At 31.6% G+C, this 21358-nt stretch carries 17 protein-coding genes; 13 read left to right on the top strand and 4 right to left on the bottom strand.

From position 1 onward, the window contains the following. The first annotated feature begins 3 nt into the window (after window positions 1-3). The 6 genes from N5E64_RS09145 (at window position 4) to N5E64_RS09170 (ending at window position 8523) form a co-directional block, all read left to right on the top strand. Window positions 4-1305, top strand: a complete 1302-nt coding sequence (locus tag N5E64_RS09145; protein ID WP_280037200.1) for a glycosyl transferase family 1 — start codon at window positions 4-6, stop codon at window positions 1303-1305. Window positions 1306-1364: 59 nt separating this feature from the next. After that, window positions 1365-2210, top strand: a complete 846-nt coding sequence (locus tag N5E64_RS09150) for a GLPGLI family protein (RefSeq protein ID WP_280037201.1) — start codon at window positions 1365-1367, stop codon at window positions 2208-2210. Between the two features lie 179 nt (window positions 2211-2389). Beyond that, the gene (locus N5E64_RS09155; RefSeq protein WP_125349688.1) at window positions 2390-2614 is read left to right on the top strand and encodes a hypothetical protein; all 225 of its coding nucleotides are present in this window, start codon (window positions 2390-2392) and stop codon (window positions 2612-2614) included. A gap of 55 nt (window positions 2615-2669) precedes the next feature. Next, window positions 2670-3491 (top strand): GLPGLI family protein, encoded by an 822-nt coding sequence (locus N5E64_RS09160; RefSeq protein ID WP_185144170.1) that lies wholly within the window; start codon window positions 2670-2672, stop codon window positions 3489-3491. Further along, window positions 3488-6115, top strand: a complete 2628-nt coding sequence (locus tag N5E64_RS09165; protein ID WP_280037203.1) for a carboxypeptidase regulatory-like domain-containing protein — start codon at window positions 3488-3490, stop codon at window positions 6113-6115. The genes N5E64_RS09160 and N5E64_RS09165 overlap by 4 nt, the downstream gene beginning before the upstream one ends. A 143-nt stretch (window positions 6116-6258) precedes the next feature. After that, window positions 6259-8523 (top strand): NADP-dependent malic enzyme, encoded by a 2265-nt coding sequence (locus tag N5E64_RS09170; RefSeq protein WP_280037204.1) that lies wholly within the window; start codon window positions 6259-6261, stop codon window positions 8521-8523. 157 nt (window positions 8524-8680) lie between these two features. On the opposite strand, the gene dnaK is transcribed toward N5E64_RS09170, so the two are convergent. Next, on the bottom strand, window positions 8681-10582 hold the full coding sequence (gene dnaK, locus N5E64_RS09175; RefSeq protein ID WP_280037205.1) for a molecular chaperone DnaK: 1902 nt from the start codon (window positions 10580-10582) through the stop codon (window positions 8681-8683). A 380-nt stretch (window positions 10583-10962) separates the two neighbouring features. Further along, complete coding sequence (locus N5E64_RS09180; protein ID WP_407933294.1) at window positions 10963-11403, bottom strand: tRNA-binding protein; 441 nt, start codon at window positions 11401-11403, stop codon at window positions 10963-10965. Between the two features lie 501 nt (window positions 11404-11904). On the opposite strand from N5E64_RS09180, the gene N5E64_RS09185 reads away from it, so the two are divergent. The 6 genes from N5E64_RS09185 to ftsY all read left to right on the top strand — a co-directional run bounded on the left by N5E64_RS09185 (window position 11905) and on the right by ftsY (window position 17426). Further along, a complete protein-coding gene (locus N5E64_RS09185) occupies window positions 11905-13548 on the top strand; it encodes a M1 family metallopeptidase (RefSeq protein ID WP_280037207.1) in 1644 nt (547 codons plus the stop codon). 437 nt (window positions 13549-13985) lie between these two features. Continuing rightward, complete coding sequence (lnt, locus tag N5E64_RS09190; protein WP_115001967.1) at window positions 13986-15662, top strand: apolipoprotein N-acyltransferase; 1677 nt, start codon at window positions 13986-13988, stop codon at window positions 15660-15662. 82 nt (window positions 15663-15744) lie between these two features. Continuing rightward, the gene (gene rpmB / locus N5E64_RS09195) at window positions 15745-15981 is read left to right on the top strand and encodes a 50S ribosomal protein L28 (protein ID WP_038337064.1); all 237 of its coding nucleotides are present in this window, start codon (window positions 15745-15747) and stop codon (window positions 15979-15981) included. 11 nt (window positions 15982-15992) lie between these two features. Continuing rightward, complete coding sequence (gene rpmG, locus N5E64_RS09200; protein WP_038337065.1) at window positions 15993-16175, top strand: 50S ribosomal protein L33; 183 nt, start codon at window positions 15993-15995, stop codon at window positions 16173-16175. 14 nt (window positions 16176-16189) lie between these two features. After that, the gene (locus tag N5E64_RS09205; protein ID WP_084106961.1) at window positions 16190-16339 is read left to right on the top strand and encodes a DUF4295 domain-containing protein; all 150 of its coding nucleotides are present in this window, start codon (window positions 16190-16192) and stop codon (window positions 16337-16339) included. 124 nt (window positions 16340-16463) lie between these two features. After that, complete coding sequence (gene ftsY / locus N5E64_RS09210) at window positions 16464-17426, top strand: signal recognition particle-docking protein FtsY (RefSeq protein WP_114999036.1); 963 nt, start codon at window positions 16464-16466, stop codon at window positions 17424-17426. Between the two features lie 68 nt (window positions 17427-17494). Here ftsY and N5E64_RS09215 read toward each other — a convergent pair whose 3' ends face one another. After that, a complete protein-coding gene (locus N5E64_RS09215) occupies window positions 17495-17929 on the bottom strand; it encodes a hypothetical protein (RefSeq protein ID WP_147279960.1) in 435 nt (144 codons plus the stop codon). A 115-nt stretch (window positions 17930-18044) separates the two neighbouring features. Here N5E64_RS09215 and N5E64_RS09220 point away from each other — a divergent pair, with 115 nt between their 5' ends. Continuing rightward, complete coding sequence (locus N5E64_RS09220; RefSeq protein WP_221853925.1) at window positions 18045-20135, top strand: outer membrane beta-barrel protein; 2091 nt, start codon at window positions 18045-18047, stop codon at window positions 20133-20135. 148 nt (window positions 20136-20283) lie between these two features. Here N5E64_RS09220 and N5E64_RS09225 read toward each other — a convergent pair whose 3' ends face one another. Continuing rightward, complete coding sequence (locus N5E64_RS09225; protein ID WP_280037215.1) at window positions 20284-21345, bottom strand: acyl-CoA reductase; 1062 nt, start codon at window positions 21343-21345, stop codon at window positions 20284-20286. Window positions 21346-21358: the final 13 nt, after the last annotated feature.

Below are 21358 nucleotides of genomic sequence, written 5' to 3' on the forward strand. Positions count from 1 at the left end.
GGAATGAAAAAAATATTAATCATCACCTATTACTGGCCTCCTGCGGGAGGTCCTGGTGTTCAAAGATGGTTGAAATTCACAAAATATCTTCCTGAATTTGGATATGAAACCTACGTTTACATTCCAGAAAATCCTTCTTATCCAATTCTCGATGAAACTTTAGCCAAGGACATTAATCCAAAAGTTAAAATCATCAAGAATAAAATTTGGGAACCTTATCAGTTAGCAGAAAAACTGAATCCAAAGAATAAAGCTTATAAAGGTGGACATTTCGAGAAAAAAGAAAATCAATCTTTTATGTCGAAGTTGTCGGTTTTTGTAAGAGGGAATTTCTTTATTCCAGATGCACGTAAGTTTTGGGTAAATCCTTCTGCTGAATATTTAAAAAACTTTTTACAAAAAGAAAATATCGATACGATTGTAACTTCTGGTCCGCCTCATAGTCTTCATTTAATTGGCTTGAAGCTGAAAAAACAATTACCAAATCTCAAATGGTTGGCAGATTTTCGTGATCCATGGACTCAAATTAGTTATCACAAAGAATTGAAATTAACTTTTTGGGCTGCAAAAAAACACAAAGATTTGGAACGTGAAGTAATGCAAAAAGCAGATGTTGTTTTAGCAACAAGTTATGCTGATGGAGAAAATTTCAAGAAGATTGGTGCAAAACATGTAGAAGTAATTACAAATGGTTTTGAAGAAGTAAAACAACAAACAGAAAAAGATCAAAATCACTTTCATTTGACGTATTCTGGAGGTTTGGAAATGCTTCGAAATCCTGTTGCATTGTGGAAAGCTTTAGCTGAATTAACTTCCGAAAATCAATCATTCAAAGAAGATTTAAAACTTAATTTTTATGGTTCTTTAGCTGATGACGTCAAACAAACAGTGATTGATGCAGGTTTAGAGAAAAACTTGGTTGCACATGGTTACGTTTCACATCAAGAGTCATTGAACGCTATTAATACAGCAAATGTTTTGATTTTGACCAACTTTGATAATGTTGCATCTAAAGGAATTATTCCTGGAAAGTTATTTGAATATATGGCGACTGGAAATCCTATTTTAGCAGTTGGTCCAGCAGATGCTGATGTTCAAAAAATACTGCATAAAACGAAAGCTGGCGATTATTTTAGCCATCAAGATGTTACTGAAATAAAATCTTTCATCCTTTCTATTTATAACCAATGGTTAAGAAATCCTCTTCAAAAATTTGAAACAAACGAAGACGAAGTTCAACAATTCAACCGTAAAAACTTAACTAAAAAGTTGGTTGACGTGGTAAATAATTTAAAAATAAATTAATACTATATTTGTAGAATAAAAATATTTATAGTAATTTCATCATAATTAACAACCTTATAATGAAATTACTATACTATTTTATCATTTTTATTGGTTGCATTGTATATGCACAGCCACAAATAAAAACTGACGCGACATTCAATTCTTCTAATTACTCCCAAACAAATTTCGAGTTATCTGATTACAATATAACTTACGATTACAAAGTTGTTCGTAATATAAAAAACCCGGAAAAAGCGAAAGCTGGTTTAGCACTTCTACAAATTGGTAAACGTTACAATAAATTCGTCGATTACAATCAAATCGGTACGGATTCTATAGACGAAAAACATAGTCATTTGGGAACAGTTAATGCAAATGATATTAATATTAGTATGGCTCAACGTTTCAAATCTGCCTTTAGATATCAAATTATTATCGATAAAGAAAAAGATCAATTGACTTTTGCAGATAAAATTTATCACGATTCATTTTTTTATAAAGAAACGTTACCAAAATTGGATTGGAAACTACTGAATGACACCAAACAAATCTTGAATTATACTGCAAAAAAAGCGACTGTAAACTACGGTGGTAGAAAATGGACGGCTTGGTACACTGACGAAATCCCAATGAATGCTGGTCCGTATAAATTTTATGGTTTGCCTGGTCTTATTTTAGAGATTTATGATGATAAAGAACATTATCATTTTACAGCAAACGCTAGCAACCAAAATCCTAAACAAATCTATTTAGCACAAGGTGAAAAAACACCTATAAAAGTTAAGAAAACAGAATTCTATAAAGCTGAAAAAGATTATCATGAAAATGCAGCTGAAAGGTTAAAAGGAGTTGCACTTGACGAAAATAAGAAACCTATAACCAATTTTGGTGGAATGCCTTATAACCCTATTGAATTAGAATAAACCAAATATTAAATTATTTGTTTTTATATACTTAAGTTGCAAAAAGATTTGTGTATTATTATTATTATTATTATTATTATTATTATTATTTTTGAATGTACCTAACAAAGGGAAGAGTACAGAGGCAATTGTAGGTTGCAAACTATGATTGATTATTAAAAAACTAAATTACTTAAAAAATGAAGAAAATGTTATTAGCAAGTGCTTTTGCACTTATCGGAACTTTTGCAATGGCAAATGAAACAGAAACTGAAGATAAACAAGATGTAACTTCAGTAGAATGCTGGGATGTATCTGTTGAAAGATGTGGAGTTGGATTTGTATATGAAGATTGTGGTCCTTTAGGAGATGTTATAGATTTTGCTGTAGAACTTTATGAAGAAATGGAAGTTTATTGTAATTAAATAATAAGAGGTATAGCATTAAACTTAGTTAATGCTATACTTTATAAATAGAGTTATGAAAAAAATATTCATATTATTTATTTTATCCTCTTTTTTTATTCAAGCACAAACATATAAAGTTGTATATGACGTGAAATTTGTAACTGATTCTGTAAAAAAAGAAGTAAAATATGAAGAAATGGATTTGTATATTGCAAAAGATAGTACAATTTATATAAGTCCAAAAAAGGTAAACTACGATAATTATCTTCAAGGATTAAATGCTAAAAATACTCAAGAATTTATAACAAATAACACACTAAATATAGCTGCTATAAAAGAAAAATACCCATCCCCAATCATTAATCATACTATAATAAGAAATAATGGAACAAATAAAATATTAAGTAAAGTAAATAGAAATATTTACCTATTAAATCAGCCTATTGAGGAAATAAATTGGAAAATAGAAAATGAGCAAAAAACTCAGCTGGATTTAATTATAAAAAAAGCAACAACAACATATTTAGGGCGAAAATGGACAGCTTGGTACACAGAAGAAATACCAAACAGTGTTGGTCCATACAAATTTGGAGGATTACCAGGGCTTATTTTAGAAATCTATGATGACAATAATTATTTCCATTTTTCTGCAATTGAGATTAATCAAAATAATACAAAACCTGATTTAACAAAAGATTTTACAAAATCAAAAAAAGTGAATTTAGAGGATTACAAAAAAATATATGAAAATAGGGGAGTTGAAATTATACAAAACTTAAAAAGTCTTAATATAACAAGCTCTAATATTTCACCAGCTGAAATGGAAAAAAAGATAGATAATAAATTAAAAAGCGAAAATGTTTTTTTAGAAAAAAGTAATCATATTAATTTTTGAAAGCCCAATTAACACTATTATTTGCTTTATTTTTTCACTTTATTTTTGCACAACTTACTATTTCTGGTGTTGTTAAAAATGAGGAAGGAAAACCTATATCTGGTGCTAATGTTACCATTTCACCAAGTACTTCAGACGAAACGTTGGCATATTTTATTACAAAATCGGACGGTAAATATTCTATCAAAATAGATAATCCATCGCACGAAACCTATGAAATAAAAGTTCGTGCGATGAATTATGCTTTTATATCTGATTTGGTCAACGAATCCTCTACAAATTTTGATTTCACTTTACAAGAAAAAGCTATCGAGCTAAAAGAAGTTAAACTAAAAGAATCTCCTATTCGTAAAAAAGGTGATACCATTGCGTATGATGTTAGTAATTTTAAAGATATAAAAGACCGTTCTATAGCAGATGTGATCAAAAAAATGCCTGGAATAGAAATCGAAAATTCTGGTAGAATCTTGTATCAAGGCGAACCAATCAATAAATACTACATCGAAGGAATGGATTTGTTGGGCGGAAAATATGCATTAGCAAACGAAAATCTTTCTGCAGACGCTGTGGATAAAGTACAAATTTTAGAGAATCATCAACCGATCAAGATTTTAGACAGTTTGGTTTATAGCTCTAAAGCCGCATTAAATATCAAATTAAAAAGCAAAATTACCTATTCTGGTAAAGCAGAAGTTGGTCTTGGCGCTTCACCATTGTTGTATCAGGCGAATATTACACCAATGTTGTTCACAAAAAAGCAACAAATGATAGGTTCTTATCAAGGAAATAATCGTGGAAATGATGTTTCTCGTCAATTAAAAACCTTAAGTCTTGAAGATTTTTTAAATGACTCTGAAAAATTTTCGAACGAAAGTTGGTTATCAATTGCAGGTGTACAAACTCCCAATTTTGATGGCGAACGTTGGTTAGATAATGCAATAAATATTGGTTCTTGGAATCATCTTTTTAAATTAAAAAAAGAGCTAGATTTACGAATTAACTTGTCTTATCACAACGATTTTCAAAAGCGATTCGGAGAAACAAACACACAATATTTTTTACCAACAGGTGATATATTTCTCAACGAAATCAAAAAAAATTATTTGCAAATAGAAAGTCTTAATCTAAAAGCAACATTATCTCAAAATAGTTCTAAAAATTATCTTGAAAATGTCTTGGAATTTAAAGGAGACTGGAACAGTTCGAGAGGAGATCTCAATCAAAATAATAATTTTATTACACAACGATTAACACAACCAAATCGGCAGTTTACCAATCAGTTTAATACAATCAAGAAAGTTGGTAAACAATTAATTACGCTAAAATCTAGTATCTCGTATAAAAGTTATAGTGAAAATTTAAGTGTTTCTCCTGGAGTTTTTACTGATTTTATAAACAACGGAAATGATTATCAAAATGTGTTTCAACAAATTAATTTTGAGAAATTTTCGACAAATAATTTCGCTGAATTTTCAAAAGGAATAAAAGCTTTAACGCTACAATCAAAAATTGGAATTAAGTACACCAATCATACAATGAAAAGTGATTTGTTAGCAGATAATCAACCAATAAATTCTACTTTTACTAACAATACACGCTGGTCAACTTTAAATCCGTATGTAGAAAATAACTTTTCGTACAGAAAGAATCGACTTAATTTTTCTTTTGGAATTCCTTTTCAGTGGTATAATTTAGAGAATAATTCTTTCGGAAATAAAACTTCATACAATCGTTTTTACATCGAACCAAAATTTAATATAGGTTTAGAATTTTCAAAATTCTGGAAAGTATCAACCTCGCATAATTTCTCTAATGATTTGGGGAGTTTAACACGTTTGCACGAAGGATTTATATTGTATCGATACAATTCTATTCAACAAAATGACGGAAATTTTAACGAAGTAAAAAAATGGATTTCTTCTTTACGTTTCGAGTATAAAAATCCGATAAAATCTAGGTTTATCAATTTTGGATATTCGTACAATTGGTCAGAAAATAACTTAATCTACAATTACAGCTATAATGCGGATGCAAGTACAGTTTTAGAAGCTTTGAACTTAAAAAATCATCAAAAAACACATTCTGTTAATGCTAAAATAAGTCAATATTTTTCTAAAATTAAGACAACATTTAATTTAGCTGGAGGTTATAATTTTACAACCTACGATCAATTATTAAATGATGATTTAATCGAAATTCACAATACCATTTTAACTTCTAATTTTGATGCATCTTTCAGATTATTAAGTTGGATGACTTTTGAATATAAATACGGTTTAACAAATTATAAAAATAAGTTTTCAAAGGAATCTGAATCACGTTCAATCACCAATCAAATCCACCAAATAGGATTACATTTTTTTCCTGTAGATCAGCATTATATAAAACTTAATTTTGATTTGTATGTTAATGATGATTCAAGATTAAATCCAAATTCAACTTTCGGAGATTTAATGTATCGTTATTCATTAAAAAAGAAGAAAATAGATTTTGAATTGTCTGCTTATAATCTTTTTAATGAAAAATATTTTTCTCAAAACAGTTTTTCTTCCAATTATGAACAACGATTTATCTATAAGTTGAGACCAACTCAAGTTATGTTTACCACTCGATTTAATTTTTAATTTATCAACCTCATAATTATTAACTTCAAAATTGTATAACTCGATAATTTATTTTAATAAAATATCAAAATCTAACATCTGTCATAAGTGGGTTGAATATATTTTACCTAAATTTATTTTGAAAAAATATAAACCACAGAGAAATGAATGACAATCGTAAGAAAGATGCATTGAATTACCATTCAATGGGTCAACCAGGAAAGATTGCAGTAGTGCCTACAAAACCTACGAATACACAACGTGATTTATCGCTTGCTTATTCACCAGGTGTTGCGGAGCCTTGTTTAGAGATTGAAAAAGATCCAGAAAATGCTTATAAGTACACAGCAAAAGGAAATCTGGTTGCAGTTATTAGTAACGGTACAGCCGTTTTAGGCTTGGGAGATATTGGTGCGGTAGCTTCAAAACCGGTGATGGAAGGTAAAGGTCTTCTATTCAAAATTTTTGCTGATATTGATGTTTTCGATATCGAATTGGATACAAAAAATGTTGATGAATTTATCAATACGGTAAAAGCTTTAGAGCCTACTTTTGGAGGAATTAATTTAGAGGATATTAAAGCGCCTGAGTGTTTCGAAATTGAGAAACGTTTGAAAGCTGAAATGAATATCCCAGTTATGCACGACGATCAACACGGAACAGCTATTATTTCTGGTGCAGCGTTGATTAATGCATGTGAATTACAAGGAAAAAATATTTCTAAAGTTAAAATTGTAGTAAACGGAGCTGGTGCTGCGGCAATTTCGTGTACAGGAATGTATATTTCTGTTGGTGCAACGAAAGAAAATATCGTGATGTTAGACAGTAAAGGCGTAATCCGTTCTGACCGTGATAATCTTGATCCTTCTAAAGCAGAATGGGCAACAGATCGTGATATTTCGACATTGGCAGATGCTGTTAAAGATGCAGATGTTTTTATCGGTTTATCGGCTGCAGATGTTTTATCAGCAGATATGTTGAATACAATGGCAGAAAATCCAATTGTGTTAGCAATGGCAAATCCAAATCCAGAGATTGCGTACGATTTAGCAGTTGCGACGCGTCAAGATATTATTATGGGAACTGGGCGTTCTGATTATCCAAACCAGGTGAATAATGTACTTGGGTTTCCGTATATTTTTAGAGGAGCGTTAGATGTTCGTTCGACGACAATTAATGAGGAAATGAAAATTGCTGCTGTTCGAGCAATTGCAGAATTAGCAAAAGAACCAGTTCCTGAAGTTGTGACGCAAGCATACAATAATCATTCGATCAAATTTGGAAAAGATTATATTATTCCAAAACCTAATGATCCACGTTTGTTACCAGAAGTTTCGGCTGCGGTTGCAAAAGCGGCGATTGAAACTGGTGTTGCTAAAAATATCATTACAGATTTCGAAGAATACAAATTGTCATTGATTAAGCGAATCGGAAAAGAAAGTACGATTATGCGTAATTTGACACAAACGGCAAAATCAAATCCAAAACGTGTTGTTTTTGCTGAAGGAGATCGTTTCGAAATTCTTCGTGCAGCGCAAATTGTAAAGGAAGAAAAAATCGCTATTCCAATTATTTTAGGAAAGAAAAATAAAATTCAACAAATGATTAAAGATTATATGTTGGATTTGGAAGATGTTGAAATTGTTGATACAAATGCAGAAGAAGATTCGGACAGATACAATCAATTCGTTGATTTTATTTATTCGAAACGTCAACGAAAAGGAATCTCAAAATCTGATGCGAAAAAATTATTGAGAGATCGTAATTATTTTGGATCATGTATGGTTGAGTTTGGTTATGCAGATGCAATGATTTCGGGAATGACGAAAAATTATTCGCAGGCAATTCGTCCAGCTTTAGAATTAATTGGAGCGGAACAAGGTCAAAAAGTTGCGAGTATGTATATGATGTTGACAGAAAAAGGACCAGTTTTCTTAGGTGATACAACGGTTAATTTAGATCCAACTTCAGAGGATTTAGTTAACATTACATTGCAATTTAACGAAACAATTAAGAAGTTTAAAATTGAACCAAAGATTGCATTATTGTCTTATTCAAACTTCGGATCAAATAAAGGAGAAACGGTTTCTAAAGTTCAGAATGCAGTGAATTATCTACATCAAAATCATCCAGATGTTTTAGTTGATGGTGATATTCAGGCAAATTTTGCAGTGAATAAAGAGAAATTACAAAGTAATTTTCCGTTTTCTAAATTAGCAGGAACGCATGCGAATACATTAGTTTTTCCAAATCTTGAATCAGCGAATATTTCGTATAAATTATTACAAGAATTAGGAAATATAGAAGCGGTTGGACCAATTTTGATCGGAATGAAAAAACCAATTCATTTGTTACAATTGGATAGCACTGTTCGCGAAATTGTGAATATGGTTACCATTGCTGTAATTGATGCACAACAACATCAGTAAAATATAAATTTAGAATTAAAAAAATCCACTTAAATGATTTTAAGTGGATTTTTTGTATTGTATGAAACCGAGATGATTTAAAAAATAAACTATTTATATTAATAAACACAAAAAAGCCTCGCAATGCGAGGCTTTCCTATTGATAAATGAAATTCTATTATTTAACTTCTTCGAAGTCTACGTCTTCAACACCATCATTTTTTGCTTGACCTTGATCAGCTCCTGGTTGCGCTTGTGCACCACTTTCTTGACCTTCGTTCATTGCAGCATAAATTTCTTGTGAAGCAGCATTCCAAGCTGTATTTAATTTTTCCATAGAAGCATCAATTGCAGCAACGTCTTGAGCAGCGTGAGCAGATTTAACCTCAGCTAAAGCTTCTTCAATTGGTTGTTTTTTGTCAGCAGGAATTTTATCTCCGTACTCAGTCAATTGTTTTTCCGTTTGGAAAATTAATGCGTCAGCAGCATTTACTTTTTCAATTTTTTGTTTTGCTTCTTCGTCTTTTGCAGCGTTTTCTTGCGCTTCTTTTTTCATTCTTTCGATATCAGCATCAGATAATCCAGATGAAGCTTCAATTTTGATTGATTGCTCTTTTCCAGTTCCTTTATCTTTTGCAGATACACTCAAGATACCATTCGCATCAATATCAAATGTTACTTCGATTTGAGGAACACCTCTTTGTGCTGGTGGAATATCTACTAAGTCAAAACGTCCGATTTCTTTGTTATCGTTGAATAATGGACGCTCTCCTTGACCAATTCTTAATGTTACTGCTGGTTGATTGTCAACTGCAGTTGAGAAAACTTCAGATTTTTTAGTTGGAATTGTTGTATTCGCTTCAATTAATTTTGTGAATACTCCTCCTAAAGTTTCGATACCTAAAGATAATGGTGTAACGTCTAATAATAATACGTCTTTTACATCACCTGTTAAAACACCTCCTTGGATAGCTGCACCAATTGCAACAACCTCGTCTGGATTAACTCCTTTAGATGGTTTTTTACCGAAGAATTTTTCTACTTCTTCTTGGATTTTTGGCATACGTGTAGATCCACCAACTAAGATAACTTCGTCGATATCGTTGATTGATAAACCTGCATCAGATAACGCTTTTTTACAAGGCTCCATAGAACGACGTACTAAATCTTCTGTTAACTGATCAAATTTAGAACGAGTTAAAGTTTCTACTAAGTGTTTTGGTCCTGTTTCGTTAGCTGTAACGTATGGTAAATTAATTTCTGTTTGAGCAGAAGAAGATAATTCGATTTTAGCTTTTTCAGCAGCTTCACGTAAACGTTGTAAAGCCATTGCGTCTTTTTTCAAATCTACACCTTCTTTCGCTTGGAATTCAGAAGCTAACCAGTTGATGATTGCATCATCAAAATCATCACCTCCTAAGTGTGTATCACCGTTTGTAGATAACACTTCGAATACACCGTCACCTAATTCTAGGATAGATACGTCAAAAGTACCACCACCTAAATCGTAAACAACGATTTTTTTATCTGAGTTTGCTTTGTCTAATCCGTAAGCTAATGCAGCAGCAGTAGGCTCGTTGATAATACGTTCTACTTTAAGACCTGCAATTTCACCAGCTTCTTTAGTTGCTTGACGTTGAGCATCGTTAAAATAAGCTGGTACAGTAATTACCGCTCTTGATACTTCTTGTCCTAAATAATCTTCAGCAGTTTTTTTCATTTTTTGTAAAATCATTGCTGAGATTTCTTGTGGAGTATAGTTACGTCCATCAATATCAACTGCTGGCGTATCATTGTTTCCTTTTACAACTGAATAAGGAACACGACCGATTTCATCTGCATCATTATTAAATTTAGTTCCCATGAAACGTTTAATAGAATAAATCGTTTTCTTTGGGTTTGTTACAGCTTGACGTTTTGCTGAATCACCAACTTTAATTTCTCCTCCTTCTACGAATGCTACGATAGATGGAGTAGTTCTTTTACCTTCTGCATTTGGAATTACAACTGGCTCGCTACCTTCCATTACAGAAACACAAGAGTTCGTTGTACCTAAGTCGATTCCGATTATTTTGCTCATATTGTTTAGTTATTTTTTATATTATTAATGATTTATTTTAAACTTTTACACATCATCAAAAATGATGCTACACCAGAATAGTCAATCTTTGTGCCAACATAAAAAAAATGACATCCAATAGATTTTAGATGTCAGGTTGTCAGATTATGATTAATGATTTGATTATTTATCGATAAAAAAGTCAGTTTATTGGTTGATAAAATGTCAGCGTTAAGTTATATACTTAAACTCAAACTTTATCTCAGTCTTAGTCTCAATCTCAATCTATGTTGTGAGAAAATAATAATTGTTTTAAAAGTTTGTTTACTCATCAGTTTTAATCAAACTCAAATTTTATCTCAGCCTTAACCTCAGTCTTAGTCTTAGTCTTAGTCTCAATATTACCCAATCTTACTTCCGTTTTCAACTTTTCGTTCGGGATTCAAGAGAATAACATCTTTATTATTTCCATAAACGCCCATCACGAGACATTCGCTCATAAAAGTGGCAATTTGTTTTTTCGGAAAGTTAACCACAGCCATTATTTGTTTTCCAATCAATTCTTCTTTGGTATAAAGCGATGTAATTTGTGCCGAACTTTTCTTGATTCCTAACGGACCAAAATCAATTTCTAATTGATAAGCAGGATTTCTTGCTTTCGGAAAATCATTTGCACTGATAATTGTCCCAATTCTCATATCAACTTTCTCGAAATCTTTCCAAGAAATTGTTTCAGTCTTATTTTCAGGTTTTAGTTCTTCTTTTGGGTTATTTTCTTTGTCGTAAATTGTTTGTAGAATTTTTTCTAAATCCGTTTTTTCATCTGCATATTTCGTTTTCATCTCATCGGGCATTCTGTTGTAATACGTCAAAGCTTTTTCGCCAAATTGCTTGATGTAAAAATCGGTCAATGACGGGACGTTTGGAAATCGTTTATGAAAAATCATTTCTGTATACGCTTGCCATTCGCGTTCTTCTCGCAATTCGATTTGATTTTCGCCCGAACGCTGAAAAACATGTACCATTTCGTGCATCAAAACATTAGAAAGTAAAACCAAATCAAAATCCAGAATGTTACGTGGAACACGAATTGTAATTCCAGTTTTTTCTTCACCTTCTGCAGTCAACAAAAAACCTTTCGGATCGATTTCTTCTCGAAACGTAAAACCTGTAAAAGCACTATGTTTTAATTTCAATTCATCTAAAATTTCGTACAATGCTTCAACGATTAAGTGATTATTTTTTAAATAATTTATTCTTTCTTTAAATTTTTCTGTAATCATAGCTTTTTGGCTTATTTATCAAATATATAATCTTATTTTTGATATGTTTTAAAAATGACTATGAAGAAATTAGTACTATTACTTGGCTTGATCTCGATAACAACAAATGCACAAGTACTTAATAACAAACAAGAGTTTACGCGACAAGATTCGCTTCGCGGAACGAATAATGAATTCCGAAATTGGTGGGATGTCAAACATTATAAAGTAAGTGTAGAGCCAGATTATCAGTCAAAATCGATAAAAGGAAAAACGACAATTACATTTGATAAAACTGCTCCTCAACAATCAGATTTATTGCAGATAGATTTACAAGATCCGATGATGGTTTCGGCTGTAAAATTGAATGGAAAGAAAATTTCTGATTTCAAACGTGATGGAAATGTTTATTTTATTAATGTCGGAAAAAATATCAAGAATACTTCAAATCAATTAGAATTAGAATATAACGGAAATCCTCGTGTTGCAGTGAGAGCACCTTGGGACGGCGGTTGGATTTTTGCAAAAGATGAAAAAGGTCGCGATTGGATGTCTGTTGCGGTACAAGGTCTGGGTGCAAGTGCTTGGTTTCCGAACAAAGATTATTTAGGTGATGAACCAGATAATGGAATGGAATTGGAAATTATTGCCCCAAAAGATTTGGTTGGAGTTGGTAATGGACGATTAGTTTCTAAGAAAGAGAAAAATGGTAAAACAATTTCTACATGGAAAGTTGTCAATCCAATCAATAATTATAATATCATTCCGTATATCGGACATTATGTCAATTTCAAAGATACTTTCGAAGGCGAAAAAGGTAAATTGGATTTAGATTATTATGTGTTAGATTATAATATAGACAAAGCAAAATCGCAGTTTGAACAAGCAAAATTAATGTTGAAAAGTTTCGAACATTGGTTTGGACCTTATCCTTTTTACGAAGATTCTTTCAAAATTGTTGAAGCTCCGCATTTGGGAATGGAACATCAATCTGGAATTGCGTACGGAAATAAATTTGAGAATGGTTATTTAGGTCGCGATTTATCAGGTTCTGGCTGGGGATTGAAATGGGATTTTATCATCGTTCATGAAGCTGGTCACGAATGGTTTGGAAATAATATTACCGAAAAAGATGTGGCAGATATGTGGATTCACGAAGCGTTTACGGCTTATTCGGAAACTTTGTTCACAGAAACTTATTATGGAAAAGATGCGGCAAGCGAATATGTACGTGGAACGAGAAAGGCAATTCAAAATGATATTCCAATTATCGGGGTGTATGGCGTAAACCAAGAAGGTAGTGGCGATATGTACTATAAAGGTGCAAATATGATTCACACGTTGAGAACTTGGATGAATAATGATGAAAAATTCAGACAGATGTTGCGTGGATTAAACAAAGAATTTTATCATCAAACTGTAACTACAGAGCAAATTGAAAATTATATTGCGAAATTTTCTGGTTTAAATTTGAACGCTTTTTTCAATCAATATTTAAGAACAGTTAAAATACCAACTTTAGAGCTTAAACAAAATGGAAATAAAGTTGAATATCGTTATACGAATGTTGTGGATGGATTTGCAATGCCGTTACGTTTGAAAGATTCTGATGTAATCATCAATCCTACGACTAATTGGCAAACAATTAATAATTCAACGATTACAAAAGCGATTGATGTAACAATTAATCCAAATTATTATATCGATTCGCATATTATATATTAAAACTGAATGAGATATTGAAACAAGTTCAACATGATAAGGAAAGTCAACCTGAACTTGTTTTCAGGTTCTCATCCAAAATGATTTATAAAATATTCCAAACAAATATCATCTATTTTTGAACGATGAACACTTAAATTTGTGACATGAAAAAATACATTGCGTACGCAATAATATTAGGTTTATTATTTGCATTTATATGGAAAATACAAATTTTTCCATTACAAATTTTATTACTTATAATTTTAATGTTCATTGAGAATAAGCTTTCAAATGAAGAATTAAGTAATAAAATTTTAAAAATTTCTGGATTATCTTTTCTGATGTTTTTCATTTTTAATTTAATTGTCACTTGGAGTTCAATATCAGATGTTTATAGTGGTATTTCATTAATAGTTAATCCTTTAATATTATCAATTTGTTTTATCATTTATCATTTGATGTTAAATAAAACGGGACAGTTAAAAAAATACATTGCATACGCAATCTTATCAGGATTATTATTAACAGCAGGTTGGCCATCGCATGGTTTTCCATTGTTATTATTTATAGGATTTGTACCCTTGATGTTGACAGAACATCAAATCACGCAACGCGCAGAATTTAAGAAAAAAGGACGTAAAATTTTCGGACTTTCGTTTTTAGCTTTCTTTATTTGGAATGCGATTGTAATTTGGTGGTTGCATTATGCACAAGAAACGGACGCGAATGGAGATTTGCACAATTCGTGGAGCGCTTATTTGATTCCCGTTGTGGCGAATTCGTTGTTTATGTCAATTGTTTTTCAGTTATATCATTTCGTCAAAACCAAAGCTGGTAATTTATATGGATTGGTTTTTCTTCCTGCGATTTGGATGAGTTTTGACAAACTAACCTTGAATTGGGAGTTGACTTGGCCTTGGTTTAACCTTGGAAATGGTTTTGCAAAATATTACGAATGGGTGCAATGGTACGAATACACAGGAACTTTTGGAGGTGCACTTTGGATTTGGTTAGTTAATATTACGGTATTCTATTATTTGACGGCTTATATTAATAAGAAAGAAATGAGGTATCTAAACAAATTAGGTATTTATGCTGGATTATTAATTGCTGTGCCAATTGGTATTTCTTATATTATTTATGCGAATTACGAAGAAAAGGGAAAAGCACTTGATGTGTTAGTTCTTCAGCCAGATCTTGATCCATACAACGAAAAGTATATGAAAGATGGTTTGCAGATTTATGAAGAATTGAAACAATTGGCACTGAAAAATATTAAACCAAAAACTCAATTTGTTGTTGCACCAGAAACAGCCGTACCTGGATCATCTGCTTTGATTTTTGATAATATGTATGATGATTTAATTATACAAGACATTCAGCAATGGACAAAAACTAAAAAAGATTTACATTTTGTAACAGGAGCATCTATTATGCGAATTTATCCAATGCAATCTTTAGCATCGGAAACGGCATCTGTTATGAGAGATGGAATTACGTGGTACGACGCTTATAACTCAGCTTTGCAGATAAGTGGAAACGATTCGATAGAAGTTTATCATAAGAGTAAATTAGTACCTGGAGTAGAAATTTTTCCATATCGAAACATTTTAATGCCAATTATTGGAGAATTTATGCTTAACTTTGGCGGCACAACAAAAACGTTGGGGATTCAACCTCATCGTTCTGTTTTCAAGAATAAAACAAACAACGCTACTGTTGCTCCGGTTATATGTTACGAATCTATTTACGGAGACTATACAACAGAATATGTGAGAGAAGGCGCAAATGTTATATTCACAATGACCAACGATTCTTGGTGGGGCTCTACCGATGGTCATCGTCAATTACTATTATATGGTAATTTGAGAGCTATTGAAAATAGACGCGCTATCGTTAGATCTGCAAATTCAGGTATTTCGGCTTTCGTTAATCAGCGAGGAGATATAATGAAGTCTTTACCATATGGAGAGCAGGGTGCTTTAAATGGTACAATTTTAATGAATAGTGAATTAACGTTTTATACAAAATATGGCGATGTAATCGCGAGGATAGCGCTGTTGGTAATGGGAATTATCTTGGCTTATACTCTTGCGCAGAAGTTGTTATATAAACAAAATAAGAAAAAAATATAAAATTAATAACCTAAAGAGTTGTATAAGTAATATATAATTTGTTACTTTGCACTCCGTTTAAAATAGGACAATACAAAATAAGATGTCAAAAATTTGTCAAATTACAGGTAAGAAGAGATTAGTGGGAAACAATGTTTCTCATGCTAATAATAAAACAAAACGCACTTTTGAAGTGAATTTGTTCAAAAAGAGATTTTTTATGCCAGAAACTGGTGAGTGGATTACATTAAGAGTTTCTGCACACGGTTTAAAAACAATCAACAAATTAGGAGTTGATGAGGCTGTTAAACGTGCACGTAAAGAAGGTTTAATCAAATAATTTAAGACACCATGGCAAAAAAAGGAAACAGAGTACAGGTTATTTTAGAATGTACAGAGCATAAAGAAAGTGGTATGCCAGGAATGTCTCGTTATATCACAACTAAAAACAAAAAAAATACTCCAGATCGTATTGAGTTGAAAAAATACAACGCAGTATTGAAAAAGTATACAATTCACAAGGAGATTAAATAATAAAATTTTAGACGATGGCAAAGAAAACGGTAGCAACCCTACAAACTGGGTCTAAAAAAATGACCAAAGTTATCAAAATGGTAAAATCTCCAAAATCTGGAGCTTACGTATTTGTTGAAAAAGTAGTTAACGCTGATGAAGCAGATTCTTTCTTCACGAAATAATCAAATCATCTCCTTAACAAAAAATATTTAAGGTTAATTGAGCTGCCTCGTTTTCAGGGCGGCTTTTTTATTTCCTTATATTTTATGTATCTTCGTACAAAATTTTAAGAAATTTAGCTTATTAATGAGTTGGTTCAAAAAGATATTAGGTAAAGAAAGCAAAGAAAAATTAGATGAAGGATTAGAAAAATCTAAAACTTCTCTATTTGATAAAATCAGTCGCGCTGTAGTAGGTAAATCTAAAGTAGACGATGAGGTTTTAGATGATTTAGAAGAAGTATTGATTTCTTCTGATGTCGGTGTTGAAACAACGATCAAAATTATTCGTCGAATAGAAGAACGTGTAGAACGTGATAAATATGTTTCGACTTCTGAGCTAGATTTAATTCTTCGCGAAGAAATTGCAGGCTTACTTTCCGAAAATAATATCGAAGATACAAATGGTTTTTCGATTCCAAAGAAAGATGTACCATATGTTATTATGGTGGTCGGAGTAAATGGAGTTGGTAAAACAACGACGATTGGTAAATTGGCTTCTCAGTTCAAATCACAAGGACTTAAAGTGGTTCTTGGTGCAGCAGATACATTTCGTGCAGCGGCTGTAGATCAATTAGTAATTTGGTCGGAGCGCGCAGGTGTACCAATTGTAAAACAAGCGATGGGTTCTGATCCTGCTTCGGTTGCATTTGATACCATTCAGTCGGCAGTTGCCCAAAATGCAGATGTTGTTTTGATTGACACAGCAGGACGTTTGCATAACAAAATTAACTTGATGAATGAGTTGACAAAAATAAAACGTGTGATGCAAAAGGTAATTCCAGATGCGCCTCACGAAGTTTTATTAGTGTTAGATGGTTCTACAGGTCAAAATGCTTTTGAACAAGCGAAACAATTTACACAAGCAACAGAAGTTTCTTCTTTAGCGGTTACAAAATTAGATGGAACAGCAAAAGGAGGAGTAGTAATTGGGATTTCAGATCAATTTCAGATTCCAGTAAAATACATTGGTGTTGGTGAAGGAATCAATGATTTACAAGCTTTCAATAAAATGGAGTTTGTCGATTCTTTTTTCAAACGAAATAATTAAGAAATTTAATTCCTATAAAAATATAAATCCTTCAAGTTTTTCTTGAAGGATTTTTTTATGATATAGTTTTAATAAATCACCTTAATATATTCTTTATAAAACTTTTTGTTTTTATTTTCTTTCTTCGAAATGGTTTTTAGAAACTCGTTTAAATATTCTCTAAAAGGAGAATCTTTCGCTAAAGCATCTTGTTTTTTGCTTGTCAAAATCTGAACAGTTCCATACATTTCTTCATCATTTTCTACACTCGATGCAATCAAAGTAAAAGTTTCATTTGATTCATTAATGATATTTTTATTTGACCAAACTAACAACGGTTGATTGTTTTCAGTGTACAAAACATTGTCCCATTTTCCTAACCAATCGTATAGCATTTTTTTCGTAACTAAAGGCGTTTGAAAACTTTCGACACGATATTCTGTCAACGAACGTTCGGCTTGCTCTTGCGCATATAATAAATTGAAACTTGTAAAAAGTGCGATAAAAAGAAATAATTTTTTCAAACGAAATAATCTTGTTTAGCGTAAAGTTATCAAAAATAATTGCAATTCTTATGTAACTTATTTGTTCTTCATGCGTCATATAAATATACACTAACTCTTAATAGAAGAATTAACCATGAAGAAATTTTTTGTACTTGCTGTTACATTATCAGGAATTTTTGCTTTTGGACAAGATGAAAAGCAGGACTCAACCGACTATAATCCAATCGAAATAAAAGAAGTTTTAGTTCAATCGCAACGCAAAAAAATGTTTGCGGACAAAACAGTTTATACCTTCGATAAAGAAGCGTTGGAAAAAGCGCGTTACGCAAAAGATTTGTTAAATACGTTACCAGAATTACAAGTTGATCCAATTTCGAATACGATACAAAGTACAAAAGGTGGAACGACTTTGTTATTGATTAATGGAATTGAGGCAACAGATAATCAAATTCGTGCTGTGAAACCGCAAGATGTGGTGCGTGTTGAGTATTTTGATATTCCGCCAGCGCGTTATGCAAATCGTGCAGATCAAGTGGTGAATTTGATTACGCGTAATCCAGAAAATGGTTATGTATATGGTGCGGATCTCACTTCGGCGTTTACAACAGGTTTTATAAATGGTTCTGCTTATGCGAATTTTACGAAAGGAAAAAGTAACTTTGGATTAGAGTATAACATTTATCTGAGAGATTATAAAGATCGTACTTCGATGAATATTTATGATTATAACTTAAATAATATTCATTACAGAACAGAAAATCAGCGCAACGAATATTTTGGATATACGGATCAAACAATTGCATTGCGATATACCAATTCGGATTCGGATAAATATGCTTTTCAAGCAAAGTTGGATATGAATATCAGTTCGAGTTTTGCTTATGCGAATGGAACAAGTTTGTTCTATCAAAATAGTTTATTAAACAATCATTCAACCTATAAACATTCTAATTCTAATTATTCAAAACCAACATTAGATCTTTATTATTCGAGAAAATTAGGAAAGAAAGATGAGTTAAGTTTAAATGTAGTTGGATCGATGTATACAACGAAATCGATTGACGAAACGCGCGAATGGGAAACAATTTCTGGTGCTGAACAATATAATTATTTGACAAATTTAGAAGCTGATCAAAAAGGAATTGTAGGAGAAATAGCGTATACACATAGTTTCGAGAAAGGAAAATTAAATTCTGGTTATCGAATTTCGAATAATTCAATTGATAATAAATTAGAAAACTTAAATGGTCCTTCGAATAATAAAGTAAATTATTTAGAACAATATATCTATTCTGAATATTCTGGAAAAGCGAAAAAGTTGTCATATCGTTTGGGTGTTGGATTAACGAATGTTCATAACAAGAATGAAGATACAAACACAGATACGTGGACGTTTACACCAAAATTAGTATTGGGTTATGAATTAGCGAAGAATCAAAATTTACGTTTTTCGAGTTCATACAAACCAACCAGTCCTTGGAATTCGGCATTGAGTAAAAACGTGATTCAGGTTGTAGAAAACATTACACAAGAAGGAAATCCGTATTTAACCATTCAGAAATCGTTTGGAAATAATTTGATTTACTCTTTCAATTCAAAATATTTTGATTTAAATACAAATGCATTTTATCATTATACAAAAGATCCAATTAATCAATTGTATTTGCAAAATATCATAAATGGAAATGTAGAAGGATATAAATTAACCTACGAAAATGCTCAAAATTCGCAACGTTACGGTGTTCAAATTACAGGTTCTATCAAACCTTTCGGAACAGATATTTTAGCTGTTAAAGTAAATATAGCACCAGCAACAGAGCGTTTTAAAACGAAAGATGGTAGAATTTTGAAGAATGATTATATCGGAAATTATTTTGCATTATCATCTGTTTACAAAAACTTTCGTGTAGATTATCAATTTAATATTCCGTATTACACGTTGGGCGGAGCTTTGTTGTATACACAAGAAAACATGAACCATGCTTTTGCGAGTTATAAGTACAATAATTGGACTTTTTCTACTGGAATGTATTGGATTGGAATGCCATCGACTTACAAGCAAAAAACGATGGATAAACAATATGTGGATTATTCTCGTGTAGGGAAAATTTGGGACAACAAATCGATGTTTGTTGTTGGTTTGAGCTTTGATTTTGCTAAAGGTAAGAAAACAAATATCAACCGAAAATTAGAAAATGAAACTGCTGGAGCAGCAACGTTTTAATAAATAAACTAAAAGAGAATCCTTAGGATTCTCTTTTAGTTTATTTATAATTTAGATGCAATGTTGAAACGAGCTCAACAAGAAATAAAGTAAATGTCATTCCGACGAATGTAGGAATCTATAATTAAATTATTTTTGCATCTAACATCTACAACTCCGCCAAAAATTTCAGCGTATCAATATTATCGGCATAATCTGTTAATTTAGGGAATTGAGTTTGCCCAAATTCAACATAATTCGGATTATCTTTCATGTCATTTCCTATCACGCATTGTATTTGATTTTCATTTTCGATCAAATAATTTTTTACATCATTTATATCTTTATAAACTTCAAAATTTACAACTGCAATTGGAGAATGTAAAGCTGTATCTTTTTTCATTAGAACAAAATTATTGTCTAAAAATTCATCTTTTCCTAACAAAAATATTGCACGATTATAATCGTAATTATTTGCATATTTAGGATGATTAATCACATCGCCATAAGAAAAAATAGCTTCGAAAATTTTCGGTAATTGCGCTTCATCTTTTACATAAAGTTTCGTCACATTTCGGCAACCTAATCCAAAATAAATGAATAAGTCGTTACCCAATTTCTTTAACTCTTCATTAGTTTCCGAACCATTCAATACAGCAACCGAAGTTCTATTTTTACGAATAATGTTAGGAAATTTTCCAAAATATTGTTCAAAATAGCGTGCCGTGTTATTACTTCCAGTTGCAATAACTGCATCAAAATTTTCTAATCGTTCAACAGTTTGAATAATCAATTTGAAATTTTCATCAATCGAATACAAATATTTTATCGCTAATTTGATTAATTTATCATCTTTAGATGAGGTTTTGATTAACGCATTATTTCCAGAAATAACAACAGAAAGCAAATCATGAAAACCAACCAAAGGTAAATTTCCTGCCATTATAATTCCAACATTTTTTGGTGTTTCAGCAAATGGATAATCTTTCGTCCAAGCCAATAAATTTTCTTCCGTTAAAGCTTCTGCCCAACTTTTCAAGGCTAACGTAATATTATCTTTTGTAAACCAATTGTTGTAGGCTTCTGCATCGCTCACCGCATATTCAGCTTCTTCTTTCCAATTCTCGAATTTTTCTGTCAGTTCCGCGTCTTTAATTGAATCATTATTTATAATAAAATTAAAAAACTGCCCCAATTCGTTAAATGCTGAAATCCTTTGTTCAAATGTCATTTTTTCTGAAAAT

Source organism: Empedobacter sp. GD03739 (assembly GCF_029843245.1).
GTDB lineage: Bacteria > Bacteroidota > Bacteroidia > Flavobacteriales > Weeksellaceae > Empedobacter > Empedobacter falsenii_B.

What these genes read in the sequence shown, in the direction of transcription:
- N5E64_RS09155 (WP_125349688.1), top strand. Translation starts at nt 2,390, where the DNA reads ATGAAGAAAATGTTATTAGCAAGTGCTTTTGCACTTATCGGAACTTTT.
- rpmG (WP_038337065.1), top strand. Translation starts at nt 15,993, where the DNA reads ATGGCAAAAAAAGGAAACAGAGTACAGGTTATTTTAGAATGTACAGAG.
- lnt (WP_115001967.1), top strand. Translation starts at nt 13,986, where the DNA reads ATGTTAAATAAAACGGGACAGTTAAAAAAATACATTGCATACGCAATC.
- N5E64_RS09145 (WP_280037200.1), top strand. Translation starts at nt 4, where the DNA reads ATGAAAAAAATATTAATCATCACCTATTACTGGCCTCCTGCGGGAGGT.
- rpmB (WP_038337064.1), top strand. Translation starts at nt 15,745, where the DNA reads ATGTCAAAAATTTGTCAAATTACAGGTAAGAAGAGATTAGTGGGAAAC.
- N5E64_RS09160 (WP_185144170.1), top strand. Translation starts at nt 2,670, where the DNA reads ATGAAAAAAATATTCATATTATTTATTTTATCCTCTTTTTTTATTCAA.
- ftsY (WP_114999036.1), top strand. Translation starts at nt 16,464, where the DNA reads ATGAGTTGGTTCAAAAAGATATTAGGTAAAGAAAGCAAAGAAAAATTA.
- dnaK (WP_280037205.1), bottom strand. Translation starts at nt 10,582, where the DNA reads ATGAGCAAAATAATCGGAATCGACTTAGGTACAACGAACTCTTGTGTT.
- N5E64_RS09225 (WP_280037215.1), bottom strand. Translation starts at nt 21,345, where the DNA reads ATGACATTTGAACAAAGGATTTCAGCATTTAACGAATTGGGGCAGTTT.
- N5E64_RS09180 (WP_407933294.1), bottom strand. Translation starts at nt 11,403, where the DNA reads ATGAAAACGAAATATGCAGATGAAAAAACGGATTTAGAAAAAATTCTA.
- N5E64_RS09170 (WP_280037204.1), top strand. Translation starts at nt 6,259, where the DNA reads ATGAATGACAATCGTAAGAAAGATGCATTGAATTACCATTCAATGGGT.
- N5E64_RS09150 (WP_280037201.1), top strand. Translation starts at nt 1,365, where the DNA reads ATGAAATTACTATACTATTTTATCATTTTTATTGGTTGCATTGTATAT.
- N5E64_RS09205 (WP_084106961.1), top strand. Translation starts at nt 16,190, where the DNA reads ATGGCAAAGAAAACGGTAGCAACCCTACAAACTGGGTCTAAAAAAATG.
- N5E64_RS09220 (WP_221853925.1), top strand. Translation starts at nt 18,045, where the DNA reads ATGAAGAAATTTTTTGTACTTGCTGTTACATTATCAGGAATTTTTGCT.
- N5E64_RS09185 (WP_280037207.1), top strand. Translation starts at nt 11,905, where the DNA reads ATGAAGAAATTAGTACTATTACTTGGCTTGATCTCGATAACAACAAAT.